This is a genomic window from Ensifer sp. Root31 (genome assembly GCF_001424825.1).
GTDB classification, from domain to species: Bacteria; Pseudomonadota; Alphaproteobacteria; order Rhizobiales; family Rhizobiaceae; genus Ensifer; species Ensifer canadensis.
This window is the reverse complement of sequence record NZ_LMCO01000034.1, coordinates 318,213-333,573: the sequence shown is the minus strand read 5'-3', so window position 1 is coordinate 333,573 and position 15,361 is coordinate 318,213. Positions and strand designations below refer to the sequence as shown.

General features: G+C 62.7%; 15 protein-coding genes. 7 read left to right on the top strand and 8 right to left on the bottom strand.

The genetic code is table 11. The features are described from left to right. Positions 1 to 24 precede the first annotated feature (24 nt). The 3 genes from ASD00_RS26095 to tauA all read right to left on the bottom strand — a co-directional run bounded on the left by ASD00_RS26095 (position 25) and on the right by tauA (position 2,758). Positions 25 to 852, bottom strand: coding sequence for an ABC transporter permease subunit (locus ASD00_RS26095; RefSeq protein ID WP_025429459.1), 828 nt, complete (start codon positions 850 to 852; stop codon positions 25 to 27). Next, positions 845 to 1,657, bottom strand: a complete 813-nt coding sequence (locus ASD00_RS26090; RefSeq protein ID WP_057210059.1) for a taurine ABC transporter ATP-binding protein — start codon at positions 1,655 to 1,657, stop codon at positions 845 to 847. The genes ASD00_RS26095 and ASD00_RS26090 overlap by 8 nt, the downstream gene beginning before the upstream one ends. Before the next feature lie 81 nt (positions 1,658 to 1,738). Beyond that, positions 1,739 to 2,758 (bottom strand): taurine ABC transporter substrate-binding protein, encoded by a 1,020-nt coding sequence (tauA, locus tag ASD00_RS26085; RefSeq protein ID WP_057210058.1) that lies wholly within the window; start codon positions 2,756 to 2,758, stop codon positions 1,739 to 1,741. 152 nt (positions 2,759 to 2,910) lie between these two features. Between tauA and ASD00_RS26080 the strand changes: the two genes are divergently transcribed. Further along, entirely contained in the window at positions 2,911 to 4,383 is a 1,473-nt protein-coding gene (locus tag ASD00_RS26080; protein WP_057210129.1) for a PLP-dependent aminotransferase family protein, read from the top strand. 46 nt (positions 4,384 to 4,429) lie between these two features. On the opposite strand, the gene ASD00_RS26075 is transcribed toward ASD00_RS26080, so the two are convergent. Both ASD00_RS26075 and ASD00_RS26070 read right to left on the bottom strand, forming a co-directional pair. Then, complete coding sequence (locus tag ASD00_RS26075; RefSeq protein ID WP_025429455.1) at positions 4,430 to 4,621, bottom strand: hypothetical protein; 192 nt, start codon at positions 4,619 to 4,621, stop codon at positions 4,430 to 4,432. A 104-nt stretch (positions 4,622 to 4,725) separates the two neighbouring features. Next, entirely contained in the window at positions 4,726 to 5,403 is a 678-nt protein-coding gene (locus ASD00_RS26070) for a GntR family transcriptional regulator (protein ID WP_057210128.1), read from the bottom strand. A 180-nt stretch (positions 5,404 to 5,583) separates the two neighbouring features. Between ASD00_RS26070 and ASD00_RS26065 the strand changes: the two genes are divergently transcribed. From ASD00_RS26065 to ASD00_RS26045, 5 genes are read left to right on the top strand one after another with little or no spacing between them, the layout of a single operon-like run. After that, the gene (locus ASD00_RS26065) at positions 5,584 to 7,035 is read left to right on the top strand and encodes a M20 family metallopeptidase (RefSeq protein ID WP_057210056.1); all 1,452 of its coding nucleotides are present in this window, start codon (positions 5,584 to 5,586) and stop codon (positions 7,033 to 7,035) included. Then, complete coding sequence (locus ASD00_RS26060) at positions 7,032 to 7,751, top strand: ABC transporter permease subunit (protein ID WP_057210054.1); 720 nt, start codon at positions 7,032 to 7,034, stop codon at positions 7,749 to 7,751. Before ASD00_RS26065 ends, ASD00_RS26060 begins: the two co-directional genes overlap by 4 nt. Further along, a complete protein-coding gene (locus ASD00_RS26055) occupies positions 7,751 to 8,476 on the top strand; it encodes an ABC transporter permease (RefSeq protein ID WP_057210052.1) in 726 nt (241 codons plus the stop codon). The genes ASD00_RS26060 and ASD00_RS26055 overlap by 1 nt, the downstream gene beginning before the upstream one ends. Beyond that, a complete protein-coding gene (locus ASD00_RS26050; RefSeq protein ID WP_057210050.1) occupies positions 8,473 to 9,255 on the top strand; it encodes an ATP-binding cassette domain-containing protein in 783 nt (260 codons plus the stop codon). Before ASD00_RS26055 ends, ASD00_RS26050 begins: the two co-directional genes overlap by 4 nt. 38 nt (positions 9,256 to 9,293) lie before the next feature. Beyond that, entirely contained in the window at positions 9,294 to 10,151 is an 858-nt protein-coding gene (locus tag ASD00_RS26045; RefSeq protein WP_025429449.1) for a transporter substrate-binding domain-containing protein, read from the top strand. 94 nt (positions 10,152 to 10,245) lie between these two features. Here ASD00_RS26045 and ASD00_RS26040 read toward each other — a convergent pair whose 3' ends face one another. Beyond that, complete coding sequence (locus tag ASD00_RS26040; RefSeq protein ID WP_057210049.1) at positions 10,246 to 11,058, bottom strand: C1 family peptidase; 813 nt, start codon at positions 11,056 to 11,058, stop codon at positions 10,246 to 10,248. Positions 11,059 to 12,200: 1,142 nt separating this feature from the next. On the opposite strand from ASD00_RS26040, the gene ASD00_RS26030 reads away from it, so the two are divergent. Beyond that, positions 12,201 to 12,566, top strand: a complete 366-nt coding sequence (locus ASD00_RS26030; protein ID WP_057210044.1) for a hypothetical protein — start codon at positions 12,201 to 12,203, stop codon at positions 12,564 to 12,566. A gap of 89 nt (positions 12,567 to 12,655) precedes the next feature. Here the strand turns inward: ASD00_RS26030 and ASD00_RS26025 are convergent, their stop codons facing one another. After that, a complete protein-coding gene (locus ASD00_RS26025; RefSeq protein WP_057210042.1) occupies positions 12,656 to 14,359 on the bottom strand; it encodes an aconitase X in 1,704 nt (567 codons plus the stop codon). Beyond that, the gene (locus tag ASD00_RS26020) at positions 14,356 to 15,357 is read right to left on the bottom strand and encodes a 4-hydroxyproline epimerase (protein WP_025429445.1); all 1,002 of its coding nucleotides are present in this window, start codon (positions 15,355 to 15,357) and stop codon (positions 14,356 to 14,358) included. Before ASD00_RS26020 ends, ASD00_RS26025 begins: the two co-directional genes overlap by 4 nt. Positions 15,358 to 15,361 lie beyond the last annotated feature (4 nt).

Here is a 15,361-nt window from a genome sequence, read left to right as displayed (position 1 = left end):
GCGCCCCTGTTGAACGGTGCATCGTCACACCTTGCCCTTCCAGGGGATGAGCGCCTTCTCGAGACGCCGGATCAGGAGATCAAACGCAAAGGCGAAGACGCCGATGACGATGATGCCCATGATCACGGTGTCGCTGGCCAGGAACTCGGCGGCGTTGAGCACCATGAAACCGAGGCCCCGGTGGGCTGCGACCATTTCGGCCGCAACCAGCGTCGTCCAGCCGACGCCGATGCCGATGCGCATCCCGGTGAAGATCTCCGGCAGCGCCGCCTTGAGAATGACGTGGCTGATGACCTGGCGGCGGCTAGCGCCCATGGCATAGGCCGCATGGATCTGCTCGATCGAGACGGACCGCACACCGGCCCGGGCGGCGATCGCCATCGGCGCGAAGATCGCGAGGAAGATCAGGAACACCTTCGGAAATTCGCCGATGCCGAGCCAGATGATGATCAGTGGCAGGTAGGCGAGCGGCGGCAAGGGGCGGTAGAACTCGATGATCGGATCAAAGAGCCCGCGCATCACCCGGTTCACGCCCATGAGGATGCCGATCGGAACCGCGGTGACAAGGGCGAGCGCGAAGGCCCCGAGCACGCGACCGAGACTTGCCAGCGTATGCTGGGCGAGGGTCGAATTGGAGACGCCCTCTGTCAGCGCGATCACGAACTTGTCCCAGACCGCAAGCGGCGATGGCAAAAACAGCGGCCGTACCCATTGCATCTCGGTGACCAGCAGCCAGAGCGCCACCAGGGTCAGCGCTGTCAGCAGGCTGATATGTCCGCTCATGCCCTCGCCGGGGGCGCCGTAGATCCGGCCCGGCTTGACCGGCTTGGCTTTCGTCACGCGCTCAAGCATGGAGGAGCTCCGGGTTTCCGGACTGGCGTTCGTCGCCGTAGATGATGCTGAGGATCTGTTCACGCATGTCGATGAAGTCGCGACTGGATTTGATTGCACGGGCATTGCCTTCTTCCAGAAACCGTTTGTTGAAATCGAGCTCGTAGGTGTGGGTGATCCGTCCTGGTCGCGGCGACATGACGATCAGGCGCGACCCCAGGAACAACGCCTCCTCGACGCTGTGCGTGATGAAAAAGAACATCTTGTTGGTCAGCTGCCAGACTTTGAGCAGCAGTTCCTGGATGGTCTCGCGGGTCAGCGCATCGAGCGCCGCCATCGGCTCGTCCATCAAGAGCATCGACGGGTCGCAGCTCAGCGCCCTGGCTATGCCCACACGCTGCTGCATGCCGCCGGACAGGTGGTAGATCATGTGCCGGTGAAAATCCTGCAGGCCGACAAGAGCGAGGTTCTTGGAGGCGACCTCGTGGCGTTTCGCCTTGTCGACACCGCGCAGTTTCAGCCCGAATTCGGTGTTGTCGATGACATCGAGCCAGGGCAGCAACGCATGCTTCTGGAACACGACCCCACGGTCGGCACCGGGACCGGAGACGCGGCGGCTTCCAAGTGTGATTTCACCACCGCTCGGGGCCATGAAGCCCGCCATCAGATTGAGCAGCGTGGTCTTGCCGCAGCCCGAGGCACCGAGCGCGACGACGAAATCGCCGCTCTTGATTTCGAGGTTGACGCCCTTGAGCGCAATGACCGCCTCGTCCGAATAGAGACCAGGATAGGTCAGGCTCACATTGCTGACATTCAGAGTTTCCATTGTGCAGGCCTTTCGAGAAATGGCTGTTGAGTGGCGTTGGCGGCGCTCCTGACCGACCTTGCGATCAGGAGCGGGCGTCGGCTACTTCGAAGCTTCTTTCGCGTAGGCGCTGTTGACGTAGGGCGTGTAATCGTCGAGCGCCTTGTCGATTTGCTTCTGGTCGGCAAGGAATTTCGCGCTTTCCGACAGCGCGCGCACAGCACCGCCGCCGAGCCAGGTTTCGGACGCCTGCTCCTGCGCTGTCGGGAACGAGAGCAAGTTCAGCGCTTCGACGGTGCCGGCGCCATCGCCGCCGATGAGCTTGACGATGTTCTGGACCGGTGCGGAGTCTGCCGTCCAGCTTGCGCCGTTTGCCTTGTAGTCGGCGTAGGCTTCGGCCAGCACCTTGGTGAAGGCGGCCATGAACTTCGGATTTTCAGCTGCCCATTTCTTGTCGACCACCAGACCGTCGAAGGTCGGGACGCTCGCCGCGCCGATCGCTTCGGAGTCGGAAATCACCTTGCCGGTCTTCAGCAGTTCCGACAGGGCCGGAGGCCAGACATAGGCGGCATCGATATCGCCGCGCTGCCAGGCGGCCACGATCTGCGGTGGCTTCATGTTGAGGATGTTGACTTCGCGCGGATCGACCTTCCACACCTGCTCAAGCCCAACGAGAAGATGGAAGTGGGACGTCGAGACGAAGGGGACAGCGACGGAGCGGCCGACCAGATCTTCCGGCTTTTCGATACCCGAGCCTTCGCGGGCGACCAGCGCTTCAGACTTGCCGATGTTATCGAGGATCCAGAACAGCTCGAGATCAACGCCGCGCGTTGCCGCCGCGGTGGTGCCGGTGGAGCCGATGACGCCGATCGGCACGTTGCCCGATGCAAGCGCCGTCGAGATATCGCCGCCGGAGCTGAACTGCCGCCAGTCGACGAGATAGCCAGCCTCTTTCGCGGCGGCGTCGAAGCGACCGTCGGCGATGGCGGCGATGAACGGGCCGACGATCTGCTGGTAGCCGATGATCACATCGGTCTCGGCGCGGGCAAGACTGGAGGTCAGGAGGCCGGCCGCAATCGTGGCCGCCCCCGCCATGGTTTTCAAGGCGTTGGAATAGAACATTTGTTTCCCTCTGGTTCCGACCCCGTTTTCGGGGTCTGTCGACTGTTATGCCGATCTCATTTTCGACCATAAGGGATAAAGCAGCTTTCCGGTTTGCTTTATAGCCAGATTGAAAGTTAGATAAGTCCAGATTGACCGATAGGGGATCGGACGTGGCACGCATTTCTGTTCCGGAAACAATCTTCTTCATCGACCGGGCGAGCCGTACGAGCCTGCAGGCGCAGATCCGCGAGACGGTCGTCTCCGCCGTGCTGTCAGGGCGGCTGCCGCCCGGTGCCCTGCTGCCGTCGACGCGCAAGCTTGCGAGCTATCTCAACATTTCGCGCCTCACCGTCACGCTTGCCTATCAGGAGTTGGCGACCCAGGGCTATCTCGATGCGGCCGACCGCAGCAGCTACCGCGTTGCCGACAAGCCGCCGTTCAACGTGCTTGATGCGGACGTGGCGTCGCCGGGGGCGGATGCGGTGGATTGGTCGTCTAAGCTGCGCTCGACCTTTCGCGTTGCCAAGCAGATGCGTAAGCCGCTCGACTGGCGGCGGTATCCCTATCCTTTCCTCTATGGCCAGATGGACCCGTCGCTGTTCGATCTCACCGCCTGGCGCGACTGTGCCCGGCGCGCGCTGGCGCGCGAAGATTTCGAACTGATGGCAGGCGATTTCGCCGCGTCTGACGATGTGCAACTGGTCAACTACATCTGTTCGCGCACGCTGCCGGGGCGCGGCATCCGGGCCAATCCCGACGAGATCCTGGTGACGGTGGGAGCGCAGAATGCGCTCTGGATCGTCATTCAGCTGTTGCTGCGGCGCGGGTCCCATGCCGTGTGCGAAAACCCCTGCCACCCGGATATGAGCGCCTCGCTGCAACTGAGCGGCGCAAAGGTGACGGTGCTTGACGTCGATGACGGCGGGCTGCCGCCGGCCAACTTGCCTGAGCACGTCGACGCCGTGTTCGTGACGCCGAGCCATCATTCACCGACGGGTGCGACCATGCCGATGGATCGCCGCGTCGCACTGCTCGAAGCCGCCTCAAGCAGGGACTTCGTCATCATCGAGGACGATTACGAGTTCGAGATGAGCTTTCTCGCGCCACCGTCGCCGGCGCTGAAGGCCTTCGACAGGAGCGGGCGGGTCTTTTACATCGGCAGTTTCTCGAAGTCGCTTTTCCCCGGCCTGCGGCTTGGCTATCTCGTGGCACCGGCTCCCGTCATCCGGGAGGCGCGGGCGCTCCGTGCCCTGATGCTGCGCCATCCGCCCGGCCACCTCCAGCGCACCGCTGCCTATTTTCTGGCGCTCGGTCACTATGACGCCGTGCTTCACAGGATGCGGGAAGAGTACCACCTGCGCCATCGGGTAATGGCAGACGCGCTCAACGCCAACGGGCTTAAGATCGCCGGTTCGGCAGCGTTCGGCGGAACCTCCTTCTGGATCGAAGGCCCTGACGGTCTCGATGCGGACAGGCTGATGGCCGATCTGCGGGAAGACGGGGTTCTGATCGAAACCGGATCGCCGTTCTTTCCGAACGACGAGGAAAGCTGCCGCTTTTTCCGCATGGGATACTCGTCGATCGGCAGAGATCGCATAGCCGAAGGCGTGAAGCTGACGGCAAGCAGAATGGCGCAGTCTTGAAACCGGTCCTCACTTCTCGCCGTTGCGGCCACCCGGCGAACGGTTGCTATCCGTTCGACAGCAGGGCCAGGATTTCTGTGCGATTGAGTTTTTTCCCGGTGGCGACGTCGAAAATCCGGAGCGCGATCTTGTTGGCGGGCGGGTCCGATTGCGTGCAGTTGTTCTGCGTGCACCACTCCGCCAGCGCCTCACGCATCTCTACGACATCGGTTACAGGCGGATTGCGTGTGTCTGTCATGGCTGAACCTCAATTTCGGCCCAAGCTTAGGTTCTGTGCGGTAGCGCCACAACTCTGAGAAATCAGGGGGATTCGGCGGTTTTGCCCCCAGAAAGCGCTGGGCGTCATGCTTGGCGCGCAACGCTTTCAGCTGGGGCAACATCCCCCGTCTGGCGGATATGCGCTTCGATCAGGCGTTTGAGGCCGGCGACATCGCGGGTTTCGAGCGCATCGACCATCATATGATGCTCGCGTGCGGACCGCTCGACGCGGGCTCTTGTGCGCCACTGCGAGACCGGTGCCGAAGAGGTGCGTTGGCGGATTTCGGAAACGAGGTCCACAAGCTCGTGATTGCCTGACAGAAGCAGCAGTTCGCGGTGGAAGGCGAGGTTGGCCTCGTAATGCTCCAGCACCGTGCCGACCATGGTCATCTGGTCGAAATGGCTGGCGAGTTGGCGCAGCCTGGCGATGCTTTCGGGCGTGGCCCGTTCCACCATCAGATCGGCCACCGCTGTTTCGAGGATGACGCGGATATCGCTGACTTCCTGCGCACGCCGGCCGTCCGGCTGATAAACGTGATAGCCGCGATTGGGCACGTGCTCGACCAGCCGCTTCTGCGACAGGCGGTCGAGGGCCCGACGAACCTCCGGCCGGGTGCAATCGTATCGCTTTTCGAGATCGATTTGCTTGAGCCAGGTGCCGGCTGGCAGCACGCCGGTCAGAATATCCTCGAGAACGAGATCGGTGACGTCCCGCTCCTTGGCCGCAGTCTCGGTCACATCTTGCATTTCGGTCATGGACATTCCTGTTTGCTCAATTGTGAGCGGGCCGCGCGGGCTCGCCTTGTTCGCATAAGCGATCGTCTGTTTTTGCGTCTGCGATCGATACCGAAAATATCCATCGCCGCCCATTGCGCAATTTATTTTTGTATCCTAAATTGGCGCCAATTTTGGTAACTATCGCATATGGGACGCTGAATGCCAATGAAGAATACCGAACTCGTATGGTCGATCGTCGAGGAAAAGAGCCCGGAATTCTTCGAGCTTAGTGACCGCGTATGGGACAGTCCCGAAACCAACTACGAGGAGCTTCAGTCCGCGAGCGAGCATGCCCGCCTGCTTGAGGCGGAGGGGTTTCGCATCGAGCGCAATGTCGCCGGCCTGCCGACGGCGCTGATCGGCGAAGCGGGCGAAGGTGGTCCGGTGATCGCCATTCTCGGCGAGTTCGATGCGCTCCCTGGCTTGAGCCAGGTTGCCGGCCTTGCCGAAGAGCGACCAGTCGTGCCGGGCGGCAACGGCCACGGCTGCGGCCACAATCTGCTCGGCTCCGGCTCCATGCTCGCCGCTGCCGCGGTCAAGGATTACCTCAAGGCCAACGGCCTCAAAGGGCGCGTGCGCTATTACGGCTGCCCCGCCGAAGAGGGCGGTTCATCGAAGGGCTTCATGGTGCGGGCCGGCGCTTTCGACGATGTCGATATCGCCATCTCCTGGCATCCGGCCGCCTTTTCCGGCGTCAACAACCCGATCTCGCTTGCCTGCAACGAGATCAACTTCCACTTCTCCGGTCGCGCTTCCCACGCCTCGGCGACGCCGCATCTCGGCCGCAGCGCGCTCGATGCCGTCGAGCTGATGAATGTCGGCGTCAACTACATGCGCGAGCACATGCCGTCGAGCGCCCGCGTCCACTACGCCATCACCGATGCCGGTGGCGACGCGCCCAATGTCGTGCAGGCCCGTGCAACGGTGCGCTATCTCATCCGCGCCCGCACCTTGCCGGATCTGCTCGGCCTGATCGAGCGCGTCAAGAAGATCGCGCAAGGGGCAGCACTGATGACCGAGACGACCGTGCGCCACGAGGTGATCAGCGGCGATGCCAATCTCGTCGGCAATGCCCCGCTGGAAGCACGGCTCCACACCTGCCTCGAACATTTGGGTCCCGCCGCCTTCGATGCTGCCGACCTCGAAACGGCGCGAAAGTTTCAGGCGACCTATTCCCCCGACGATATCGCCGCGTCCTATGCACGCTTCGGCCTGGCGCCGCGCAAGGGGCAGCCGCTCTGCGACATGATCTACCCGCTCTATGGCGGCGACGGCAGCATCGTCGGCTCGACCGATGTCGGAACCGTAAGCTGGGTCGTCCCGACGGTTCAGATGCGCGGTGCGACCTATGCGATCGGCACGCCCGGCCATTCCTGGCAGTTGGTCGCGCAAGGAAAATTGCCGGCCGCGCACAAGGGCATGGCGCATGCGGCGAAAGCCATGGCGAGCCTTGCCATCGATCTGATGGCGGACCCAGAACTGGTGGCGGCCGCCAAGGCGGACCATCGCAGCCGTCTCGACGACACGCCTTTCGTCAATCCGATCCCCGATGACGTCAACCCGCCTCTTCCCTCGCGCGCGGCCGGGTCTGCGGAACTGGGAGTTCAAACCTTGTGACCCAGCCCGGTATCCTCGAACTCATCAGTTTCGGCCCCGGTGGCTGGGGGAACATCCTCCTTGCCGGTGCCATGATGACGATCCTGATCGCGCTGTCGGGCTATGCGACCGGTGCCGTCATCGGCGTACTCGGAGCCTGGGCCAAGGTGAGGGGCGGACCAGGGACGCGCCTCGCTGCCGACGTCTACACGACGGTGCTGCGCGGCATTCCCGATCTCTTGGTGATCTATCTGCTTTATTTCGGCGGCTCCGCTGCAATCTCCGCCGTCGGACATCTCTTCGGCGCTGAAGGCTTCATCGGCTTTCCCGGCTTCCTTGCCGGCATGCTTGCGGTCGGGATCACCTCGGGCGCGCAGCATACGGAGGTCTTTCGTGGTGCCTTCAGGGCGGTTCACCCCGGAGAGATAGAGGCGGCGATCGCCTGCGGCATGCCACGATGGCTCCGGTTCCGCCGCATCGTCGCGCCGCTGACCCTCAGGCATGCGCTGCCGGGCCTCGGCAACGTCTGGCAGGTGGTGCTCAAGGAGAGTGCGCTGGTCTCGATCACCGGCGTCGCCGAACTCTTGCGCCAGGCGCAGATTGCTGCCGGCTCCACCGGGCTGCCCTTTGATTTCTACCTGATTGCCGGCGGCATCTATCTCATGATCTCGACGGTATCGAGCACCGTCCTGCATCGGGCCGAGCGTCATTTCAGCCGCGGCGTGAGGAGAAGCTGATGGACTGGACCTTCCTTCAGGAAACCTTTGTCAGCCTCGTTTCGGCTGTTCCCATGACGCTGTTGCTGGCGGCAAACTCGATTGCCCTCGGCGCGATCCTGGCAGTCGGCATCGCTGTCGCCCGATTTTCGGCTACCGCCCCCTTGCGCTGGCTGGCGCAGGCCTATGTCTTCGTCTTTCGCGGCACGCCGCTGCTCGTGCAGATCTTCATCATCTACTACGGTCTCAGCCAGTTTCCGGCCATCCGACACAGCCTGCTTTGGCCCGTGCTCAGGGAGCCATACTGGTGTGCGGTCCTGGCGCTGGCGCTCAACACCGCTGCCTATGCCAGCGAGATTGTCCGCGGCGGCCTGCTTTCCGTGCCCTTTGGACAGGTGGAAGCGGCAAGGGCATGCGGCATGTCGCGCTTCATGATCTTCCGGCGCATCACGTTGCCGCTCGGCGTCAGGCAGGCGCTGCCCGGCTACGGCAACGAGATGATTTCGATGGTCAAGGCGACCTCACTCGCATCGATCATCACCCTGATGGAAGTGACCGGCGTTGCGGCGCGCATCATCTCGGAGAGCTACCGCGCGATCGAAGTGTTCGTCGTCGCCGGCGCCATCTATCTCACCATCAACTTCCTGCTCACCCGCCTGGTGCAGCTCGTCGAGTTCCGGCTGAGCCCGCATCTCAGGCAGCCGGTTGCGGTGCTGCCCGCCATCATCGAAGGAGAAGCGCATTGAGTTCGCCCGCGTCGTCCATTGCGCCCGTCGCCATCAGCGTTCGGGACATCCACAAGAGCTTCGGTCCGATCGAGGTCTTGAAAGGCATCTCGCTCGACGCGCGCGAAGGCGAGGTCGTCTCCATCCTCGGCTCGTCCGGTTCGGGAAAATCGACACTGCTTCGCTGCATCAATATGCTCGAAACGCCGGATCGTGGCGAGGTCACGGTCGCGGGCGAAACGATCGAGATGCTTGCTGCCGGCAACGGCAAGAGCCGTCCGAGGGATCGTGCCCAGGTGGATCGCATCCGCTCACGGCTCGGCATGGTGTTCCAGAGCTTTAATCTCTGGTCGCACAAGACGGTGCTGGAGAACGTCATCGAGGCGCCGATCCATGTGCAGAAGCGCCCTCGCGCCGAGTGCCTCGAAGAGGCTGAAGCCCTTCTCGCCAAGGTCGGGATCGCGGCCAAGCGCAATCATTATCCGGCGCACCTGTCCGGCGGCCAGCAGCAGCGCGCGGCAATCGCCCGCGCGCTGGCGATGCGTCCGGCCGTGATGCTGTTCGACGAGCCGACATCGGCGCTCGACCCGGAACTCGTCGGCGAGGTGCTGCGCGTCATGCGTGCGCTCGCCGAAGAGGGACGCACGATGCTGGTCGTGACCCATGAAATGGGGTTCGCCCGCGATGTCTCCAGCCGGGTCATTTTTCTTCACCAGGGTCAGATCGAGGAAGACGGTCGACCGGACGAGGTATTTGGCAACGCCAAATCCGAACGCTTCCGTCGGTTCATCAAGGCGTGAACCGGCGGCTCTAACCACTCAAAAAAGGGGAACTACCAATGAACCACACCAAATCGACAATGAAGGCCCTGTGCATCGCGACGATGATGTTCGCCGCCAATGGCGCGCATGCGGAAAACAAGACCTGGACACATGTGACGATCGCCACCGAAGGCGGCTTCAAGCCTTACAATTTCACCAAGCCCGACGGCACGCTTGACGGCTACGAGATCGAGCTCAGCAAATACCTCTGCACCCATATGAAGGTCGAGTGCGAGATCAGCGTCCAGAACTTTGACGGCATGATCCCGGCGCTGAATGCCGGCAAGTTCGATGCGATCATTTCCGGGATGTCGGCAACAGCCAAGCGCGAGCAGGTTATCGATTTCAGCGACTCCTACGGTTCGACCGGCCAGGCCTTCGCCACGCTGAAATCCGGTCCGCTCGCATCACTGCCTGAAAAGGGCGTGGTGTTTTCGCTCGCTTCGAACGAGGCAGGTGCTACCGCCGAGATCGAGAAGTTGAAGCCGCTGCTCGAAGGCAAGACGATTGGCGTCCAGATCGCCTCGACCGGTGCCGCCTTCGTTGACAAATATCTGAAGGGCGTCGTCGAGGTGCGCGAATACAAGACGACCGAAGAGCACGATCTCGATCTCGCGGCTGGCCGCGTCGACCTGGTAATGGCCTCGATGGCTTACCTGACGACGGCTTCCGAAAAGCCGGGCAATGAGGACATGACCACCACCGGTCCCCGGTTCCAGGGCGGCTTTCTCGGTCGCGGCAGTTCCGTCGGCCTGCGCAAGACGGATCCGGAGCTGAAGACACTGTTCAACGAGGCGATTGCTGCCGCTAAGGCGGACGGCACGATCAAGACGCTTTCGGAAAAGTGGTTCGGTTTCGACGTCACGCCGCGATAAACCACACGACGATTTCGCCTTTCACCGGACGCCGCCGCACATGATCGCGGCGGCGTCCGGATAGCGTGCGTGAGGGAAGCTTCGCTCCTCTGGCTTAGCTCGTCACATACATGGCCTGGCCCTGTGCCAGGTACTGAAACAGCTCGTAGCTCATCCAGATGTAACCGCCGCTGCCGTTCCATTGGCAGCCCCAATCCGGTCCGAAGCTGTTCTGGATGAGGATCGCCTGCTGCGCATCGTCGTAGCCGATGATCAGCATGCAGTGGCCGACAAGCTTGCCGTTGGCGCCCCGCACCTTGTCGAGCGGCCCCGTCAATGGCCCAGGACCGCTATAGCTCATGAAGCCGGAATTGAGGGCCGTGCCGTAGCACAGAGCACCACCATCAGCGATGATGGCCTTGATCGCGTCGAGATCCGATGTTTCGACGATGGCCCAACCGGGGATCTGGAAGCTGGTATCGGCGGTGGCGTCGGGGTCGTAGCTGGACCAAAGTTCGGGGCAGTTGGGGTAGTAGGGGGCCGTCGCCCAATTGGGCGTGCCGCCCTGCTGCAGGATGTTGAGGTAGGACGCCAGATTCGAGCCGCTGCACGTCTTCTGACCATCGTTGATCATGACCTCGATATAGATGTTGGCGGGGCTTGCCTGTTGCGACGCGCCCGACGGCGTCTGGCCGGATGCGGCGGCCGCCGTGTAGGTCGCAAGACCATAGGTAGACGCCCAGGCTGCACAGCTGCCGGGACTGCCGACATGCTGAGCCGTGCCCTGCGCCTGCGGTGGTGGCAGATATTGGGCGTTAACGGTTGCTGAAGCCGGTGGCGCGCCTGTCGTCTTGGGCCGAATGGTGCGCCCGACCTCGACGATGGTTGGATCATAACCGAAATCCAGGAATGCCTGGTGGAGAGACATGAGACCTCCTTTTGGCCGGACCCTTCTGCCGGGCCAGGCACGTGTGTTGACGAAGGGATTTTTGTCGGCCGTCTGGCCATGCTTTGCACGATGATGTCTTGACTGCGATGCTCGGCATTGCGGCGTGGTGACCCGGCCTGAGAGCAAGGACCTCTCGGTCGAAACTTCCGGTAGATCATCAAATCGGACTTTGAAAACGAAAGCTGAGGCCGGCTCCGGATAAATTGCCCTTGCTCCGGTCGGCATGGCCGCCTGCGACCCTGTGGCTGCACGCAGTGGTAGAATACAGCCATGGCCACCGAGAGCAGTACCCTCAGTTTGAAGGGGTACCGGCGAGCATTTGCTCGTATGGTGTAAACATCGTGTTGGCCGTTCGATATTGGATCGAATCCCAAGGGAGAGGAGCCCCCCTGGTCGCAGATACTTTAACCGCGATAGTCGTCGCGCTGGACGATCTCGAAGAGAGGCTTTCGCCGTAACCCGGGTTGTAAAGCTGCAAATATTCGCCGTGATCGTTGCCGCTAGGCAGTGCTTGGTACCCCCATCATCATTCGCGGAATATGCCCTTGTAGTAGGCTCCGTTCCTCGGAGGAGGGTGGTTTACGACAACGGTGGGACGCTTGCCTCTTGCTGGAGTAGTGGCGGTTTTCGCCGGTACATCGGCATTGCGCGTTGAGCGTTCTTTGGGTGTATTTGCGGCTGCGGCGGGGTCCGTTGCGCCAATGCCGATCGTAAATCCCACGAATGCAATGACTGACAGTCCGCTGAGCAATCTGTGCATTTTTCCAACCTCATGTTGCCAGAGCCTCTCCGGTTCAAACGGAGCCGCAGAAACGCTCTATCTCCTTATTTCCAAGCATTTCCTGCCGGAAAACGGCTTCGCACTTTTGCTGGAAATGCGCTCCGCCACGGTGAACGATCGCATGGGCCCGCGTCTGTCGTGTGACGCTTGCCGCGTACTCTACCGCTCGCAGTAGCCGGTGCAGGATCAGCACGACCCGCCAATCCGGATCCTCACTCGGAAGTGGTACGCTTTGCAACCCAGCATGTCACAGCGTTCGACCGCATTCTATTCTGGGTCGGCTGAACTCGAGGTGATCAAGTGTTAAGCTCGCTGCCCCGAGGGGACGGAGGCGAGTGCGATGCTGCGCGCAGATCAAGGCGATCAGGGGCCCTTCTGGACACGGCCCATTCCGGTGGGGCAGGCGGAACTCTGCCCGTCCGTTCTCGATGAGATCGATTCCAACGGTGGCAGAACCGGGTTCCGCGGTTACGTCCTGCAGATCTTCGATGCGCCGGGCGCGCGACCTTCGGGCATTCTCGAAATCGCGCTCAATCGAAAGCAGCGCCGCGCCTGCGGCGTCTACGAATGCGAGGCATCCGACACTGCCTCTTGGACGGAGCACGCCGTTCTAACGACCGATCCAGTCTGGTTTGCGGCTTCGACGCCTCAGGAGGCTGCAAACGTGTTGTTCCAAACCCTGGTCGACCGCGCACCTGATCTGTAGGCGTAGGAGAGCCCTCCGCAGGCATCGCGGTTGCCTCAAGGAAAGTCATTCCGATCACGATACCTGCCGGCTTCTTGTCGGCGGTTCCGTTACCGGCCTGCCGGGGAGAGCCAAATCGGCAGCCGTGCTTGAACGCGCCCGGTCAGCGCAGCCGTCACGCAATCGGCAAGGTTTCCGAGGCGCACCGCACGGCCGGAGAGGCCGGGGCCGTAATGGGCATATTTGCCGGAATTGGTCATCAGCGCGCGGGTTCGCGTCGGGAACACCGGTTCAGAGATCGAGCACCAACAGAGGTCGGGCAGGACCTGCACACCGCTTGCCTCCAGGGCGGCAAGTGTCCCTTCCGCCCGCGCAGCGGCAATCACCTGATGGCCGGCCGTAACGATCACCGCTACATCCCCGTGACGTTTGCGACCGGCAAGCGCTGCCGCCAGAGCCCGACATTCGCTCAGCGAGGCGTGGGGGCTGCCGATGGCGACCAGGTCCACATCCTCCGGTCCGTCGTTCAACAGGGTCCAGGCGGCCGCCATCTCGGCGCGGGTGATTGCAACAGTGCCAGCTTCGCTTGACGCAGCACCTTCCGCCTCCGGCGTGACACCTTCAATGTGCAACATCGGCGCTGCCGATGTGGTGCCGAAGGCAGCGCACAGCGCCTTCAGGTCGTCGGACGAAGGCTTTGCAGCCGCGAGGCCACGCAGAAGCGGGATGCAATCGGGTGCAGCCCGCCCAGCGAGATAGCCGATGAGCGGCCAGAAAGCGTCGTCCACCCCTTCAGGCAACTCCACGTCGATGACGCGGCTGGCCTTGCGGTGTTCGTCGAGATAGACGCCGGAGAGCGGCGCGCGGCCGGTCAGCGCGATGCAGAGGTCGAGGAAATCCGGATGCTTCGCGGTGCGGGCGCCGAGCACCGTATTGGCGTAGATGACGGCGTTGGATTCCGCCCAGGCGATTGCCTCTCCGGCCTCAGGCGCGCTGTCGAGCAGATAGGGGGAACAGGTGAAGGTCGGACGGCAGCCCATGCGGACATAGGCGTCGGCCAGCCGCGCGGCCGGATCGCCGAACGAGGCCGGCACCCCCTGCGCCTGCCAGTTGGCGCGGTCGACAGAAATGGCGTTCATTGTCGTCGGCAGCCGGACCCGCGCGCCCATATCCGCCATTTTTTCGGCGAAGGTGAGATTGGCAGGGCTGGCATAGATGCAGCCGTCGATATGCCCTTGCGTCACGCTGACGAGGCGTGTTGCGCCCTGCTGCGCCGCCATGGCGCAGATGATGCGCATCGCGACCTCAACCGCAACCCCGTCGCGGCCATCCAGCATGGCGAGGTCCGCTTCATCAAGATCGAGCGCCGCGGTCGCAAGCGGTGCGATTTCGATCGTCAGGCCGTCGGCCTCGATCGCCGTATCGGTGATGCGCGCGGTTTTTGCCTCCGCCAGCGCTGCGAAGGCATCGGACGAAAGGCGCAGGACGGGCAGCGGCTTGCCGAACATCTCGGCTGCAATCAGCGCGCCGAGGGTTAGCACGTCCTCGGCTTCGGAAAAGACAAGCGCGGCCGGCGCACGACCGGTCAGCGCAAGATCGAGCAGCACGCCCGAGCCGGTGCAGGAGCCCCGGCTCGACGGCATCATCAGGATACTGCCCGTGAGACAGGTCCCGTGCAGTGGGTGGTGAACATCGATCACCGCTCCGGTCGCCGGATCGACACCACCCCAGAAGCTCAGCGCTTCCGGTGCGGCAACGATCGGCCCCTCGGCCGTGCCGCCAAGGATACTGCGAGCGGAGAACGGATTGTTCATTTTACGACGAAGCCGTGGGCGAAGGGATCGCGATCATCGATGAAGATCGTGTTGATACCGGTCATGCGCGCCCATCCGGCGATCGAGGGGATGATGGCATCGCGGTCGGCGACCTTGGTCGCGGCCTCCACCCGACCCTTGAACAGCGAGCCGATGATCGATTCATGCACGAATTCGTCGCCGACCTTCAGCTTGCCCTTGGCGGCAAGCTGCGCCATGCGCGCCGAGGTGCCGGTGCCGCAGGGCGAGCGGTCGATGGCCTTCTCGCCGTAGAACACGGCGTTGCGGGCATGCGCCTCGGCTTGCGTCGGCTTGCCCGTCCACTGGATGTGGCTGAGCCCCTTGATCTCCGGGTGCTCGGGATGCACGAACTCGTACTTCGCGTTCAAGGCGGCGCGCAGTTTCGGGCTCCAGCCGATCAGCTCGCCGGCCGTGTGGTCGGCCATATCGCGAAAATTCTTCTGCGGCTCGACGATGGCGTAGAAGTTGCCGCCATAGGCGACGTCGACGACGATCTCTCCGAGGCCCTCGACTTCGGCCGTCAGTCCCTCGGCATAGAGGAAGCCGGGGACGTTGGTCAGGCGCACTTCCTCGACGAAGCGGCCCTCCTGGCGATAGCTGATGTCGACCTTGCCGGCAGGCGCGTCGATCGACAGCTTGCCGGGCTCGCGCGGCGTGATCAGTCCGTTCTCGATCGCCATGGTGATCGTGCCGATGGTGCCGTGGCCGCACATCGGCAGGCAGCCGGAGGTCTCGATGAACAGCACGGCGACATCGCAATCGGGCCGTGTCGGCGGATAGAGGATCGAGCCGGACATCATGTCATGTCCGCGCGGCTCGAACATCAGGCCGGTGCGGATCCAGTCGAATTCTCTGAGGAAATGGGCGCGCTTTTCCAGCATGTTGGCGCCCTCAAGACGAGGACCGCCGCCGGAAACGAGGCGGACGGGATTGCCGCAGGTGTGCCCGTCGATACAGGAGAAGGTGTAGGTGGCCATGGTC

Excerpts from the sequence above, each read along its gene's own strand:
- ASD00_RS26095 (WP_025429459.1), bottom strand. The coding sequence starts at position 852 with ATGCTTGAGCGCGTGACGAAAGCCAAGCCGGTCAAGCCGGGCCGGATC.
- ASD00_RS26070 (WP_057210128.1), bottom strand. The coding sequence starts at position 5,403 with ATGTCCATGACCGAAATGCAAGATGTGACCGAGACTGCGGCCAAGGAG.
- ASD00_RS26030 (WP_057210044.1), top strand. The coding sequence starts at position 12,201 with ATGCTGCGCGCAGATCAAGGCGATCAGGGGCCCTTCTGGACACGGCCC.
- ASD00_RS26020 (WP_025429445.1), bottom strand. The coding sequence starts at position 15,357 with ATGGCCACCTACACCTTCTCCTGTATCGACGGGCACACCTGCGGCAAT.
- ASD00_RS26045 (WP_025429449.1), top strand. The coding sequence starts at position 9,294 with ATGAACCACACCAAATCGACAATGAAGGCCCTGTGCATCGCGACGATG.
- ASD00_RS26065 (WP_057210056.1), top strand. The coding sequence starts at position 5,584 with ATGAAGAATACCGAACTCGTATGGTCGATCGTCGAGGAAAAGAGCCCG.
- ASD00_RS26040 (WP_057210049.1), bottom strand. The coding sequence starts at position 11,058 with ATGTCTCTCCACCAGGCATTCCTGGATTTCGGTTATGATCCAACCATC.
- ASD00_RS26055 (WP_057210052.1), top strand. The coding sequence starts at position 7,751 with ATGGACTGGACCTTCCTTCAGGAAACCTTTGTCAGCCTCGTTTCGGCT.
- ASD00_RS26025 (WP_057210042.1), bottom strand. The coding sequence starts at position 14,359 with ATGAACAATCCGTTCTCCGCTCGCAGTATCCTTGGCGGCACGGCCGAG.
- tauA (WP_057210058.1), bottom strand. The coding sequence starts at position 2,758 with ATGTTCTATTCCAACGCCTTGAAAACCATGGCGGGGGCGGCCACGATT.
- ASD00_RS26090 (WP_057210059.1), bottom strand. The coding sequence starts at position 1,657 with ATGGAAACTCTGAATGTCAGCAATGTGAGCCTGACCTATCCTGGTCTC.
- ASD00_RS26075 (WP_025429455.1), bottom strand. The coding sequence starts at position 4,621 with ATGACAGACACACGCAATCCGCCTGTAACCGATGTCGTAGAGATGCGT.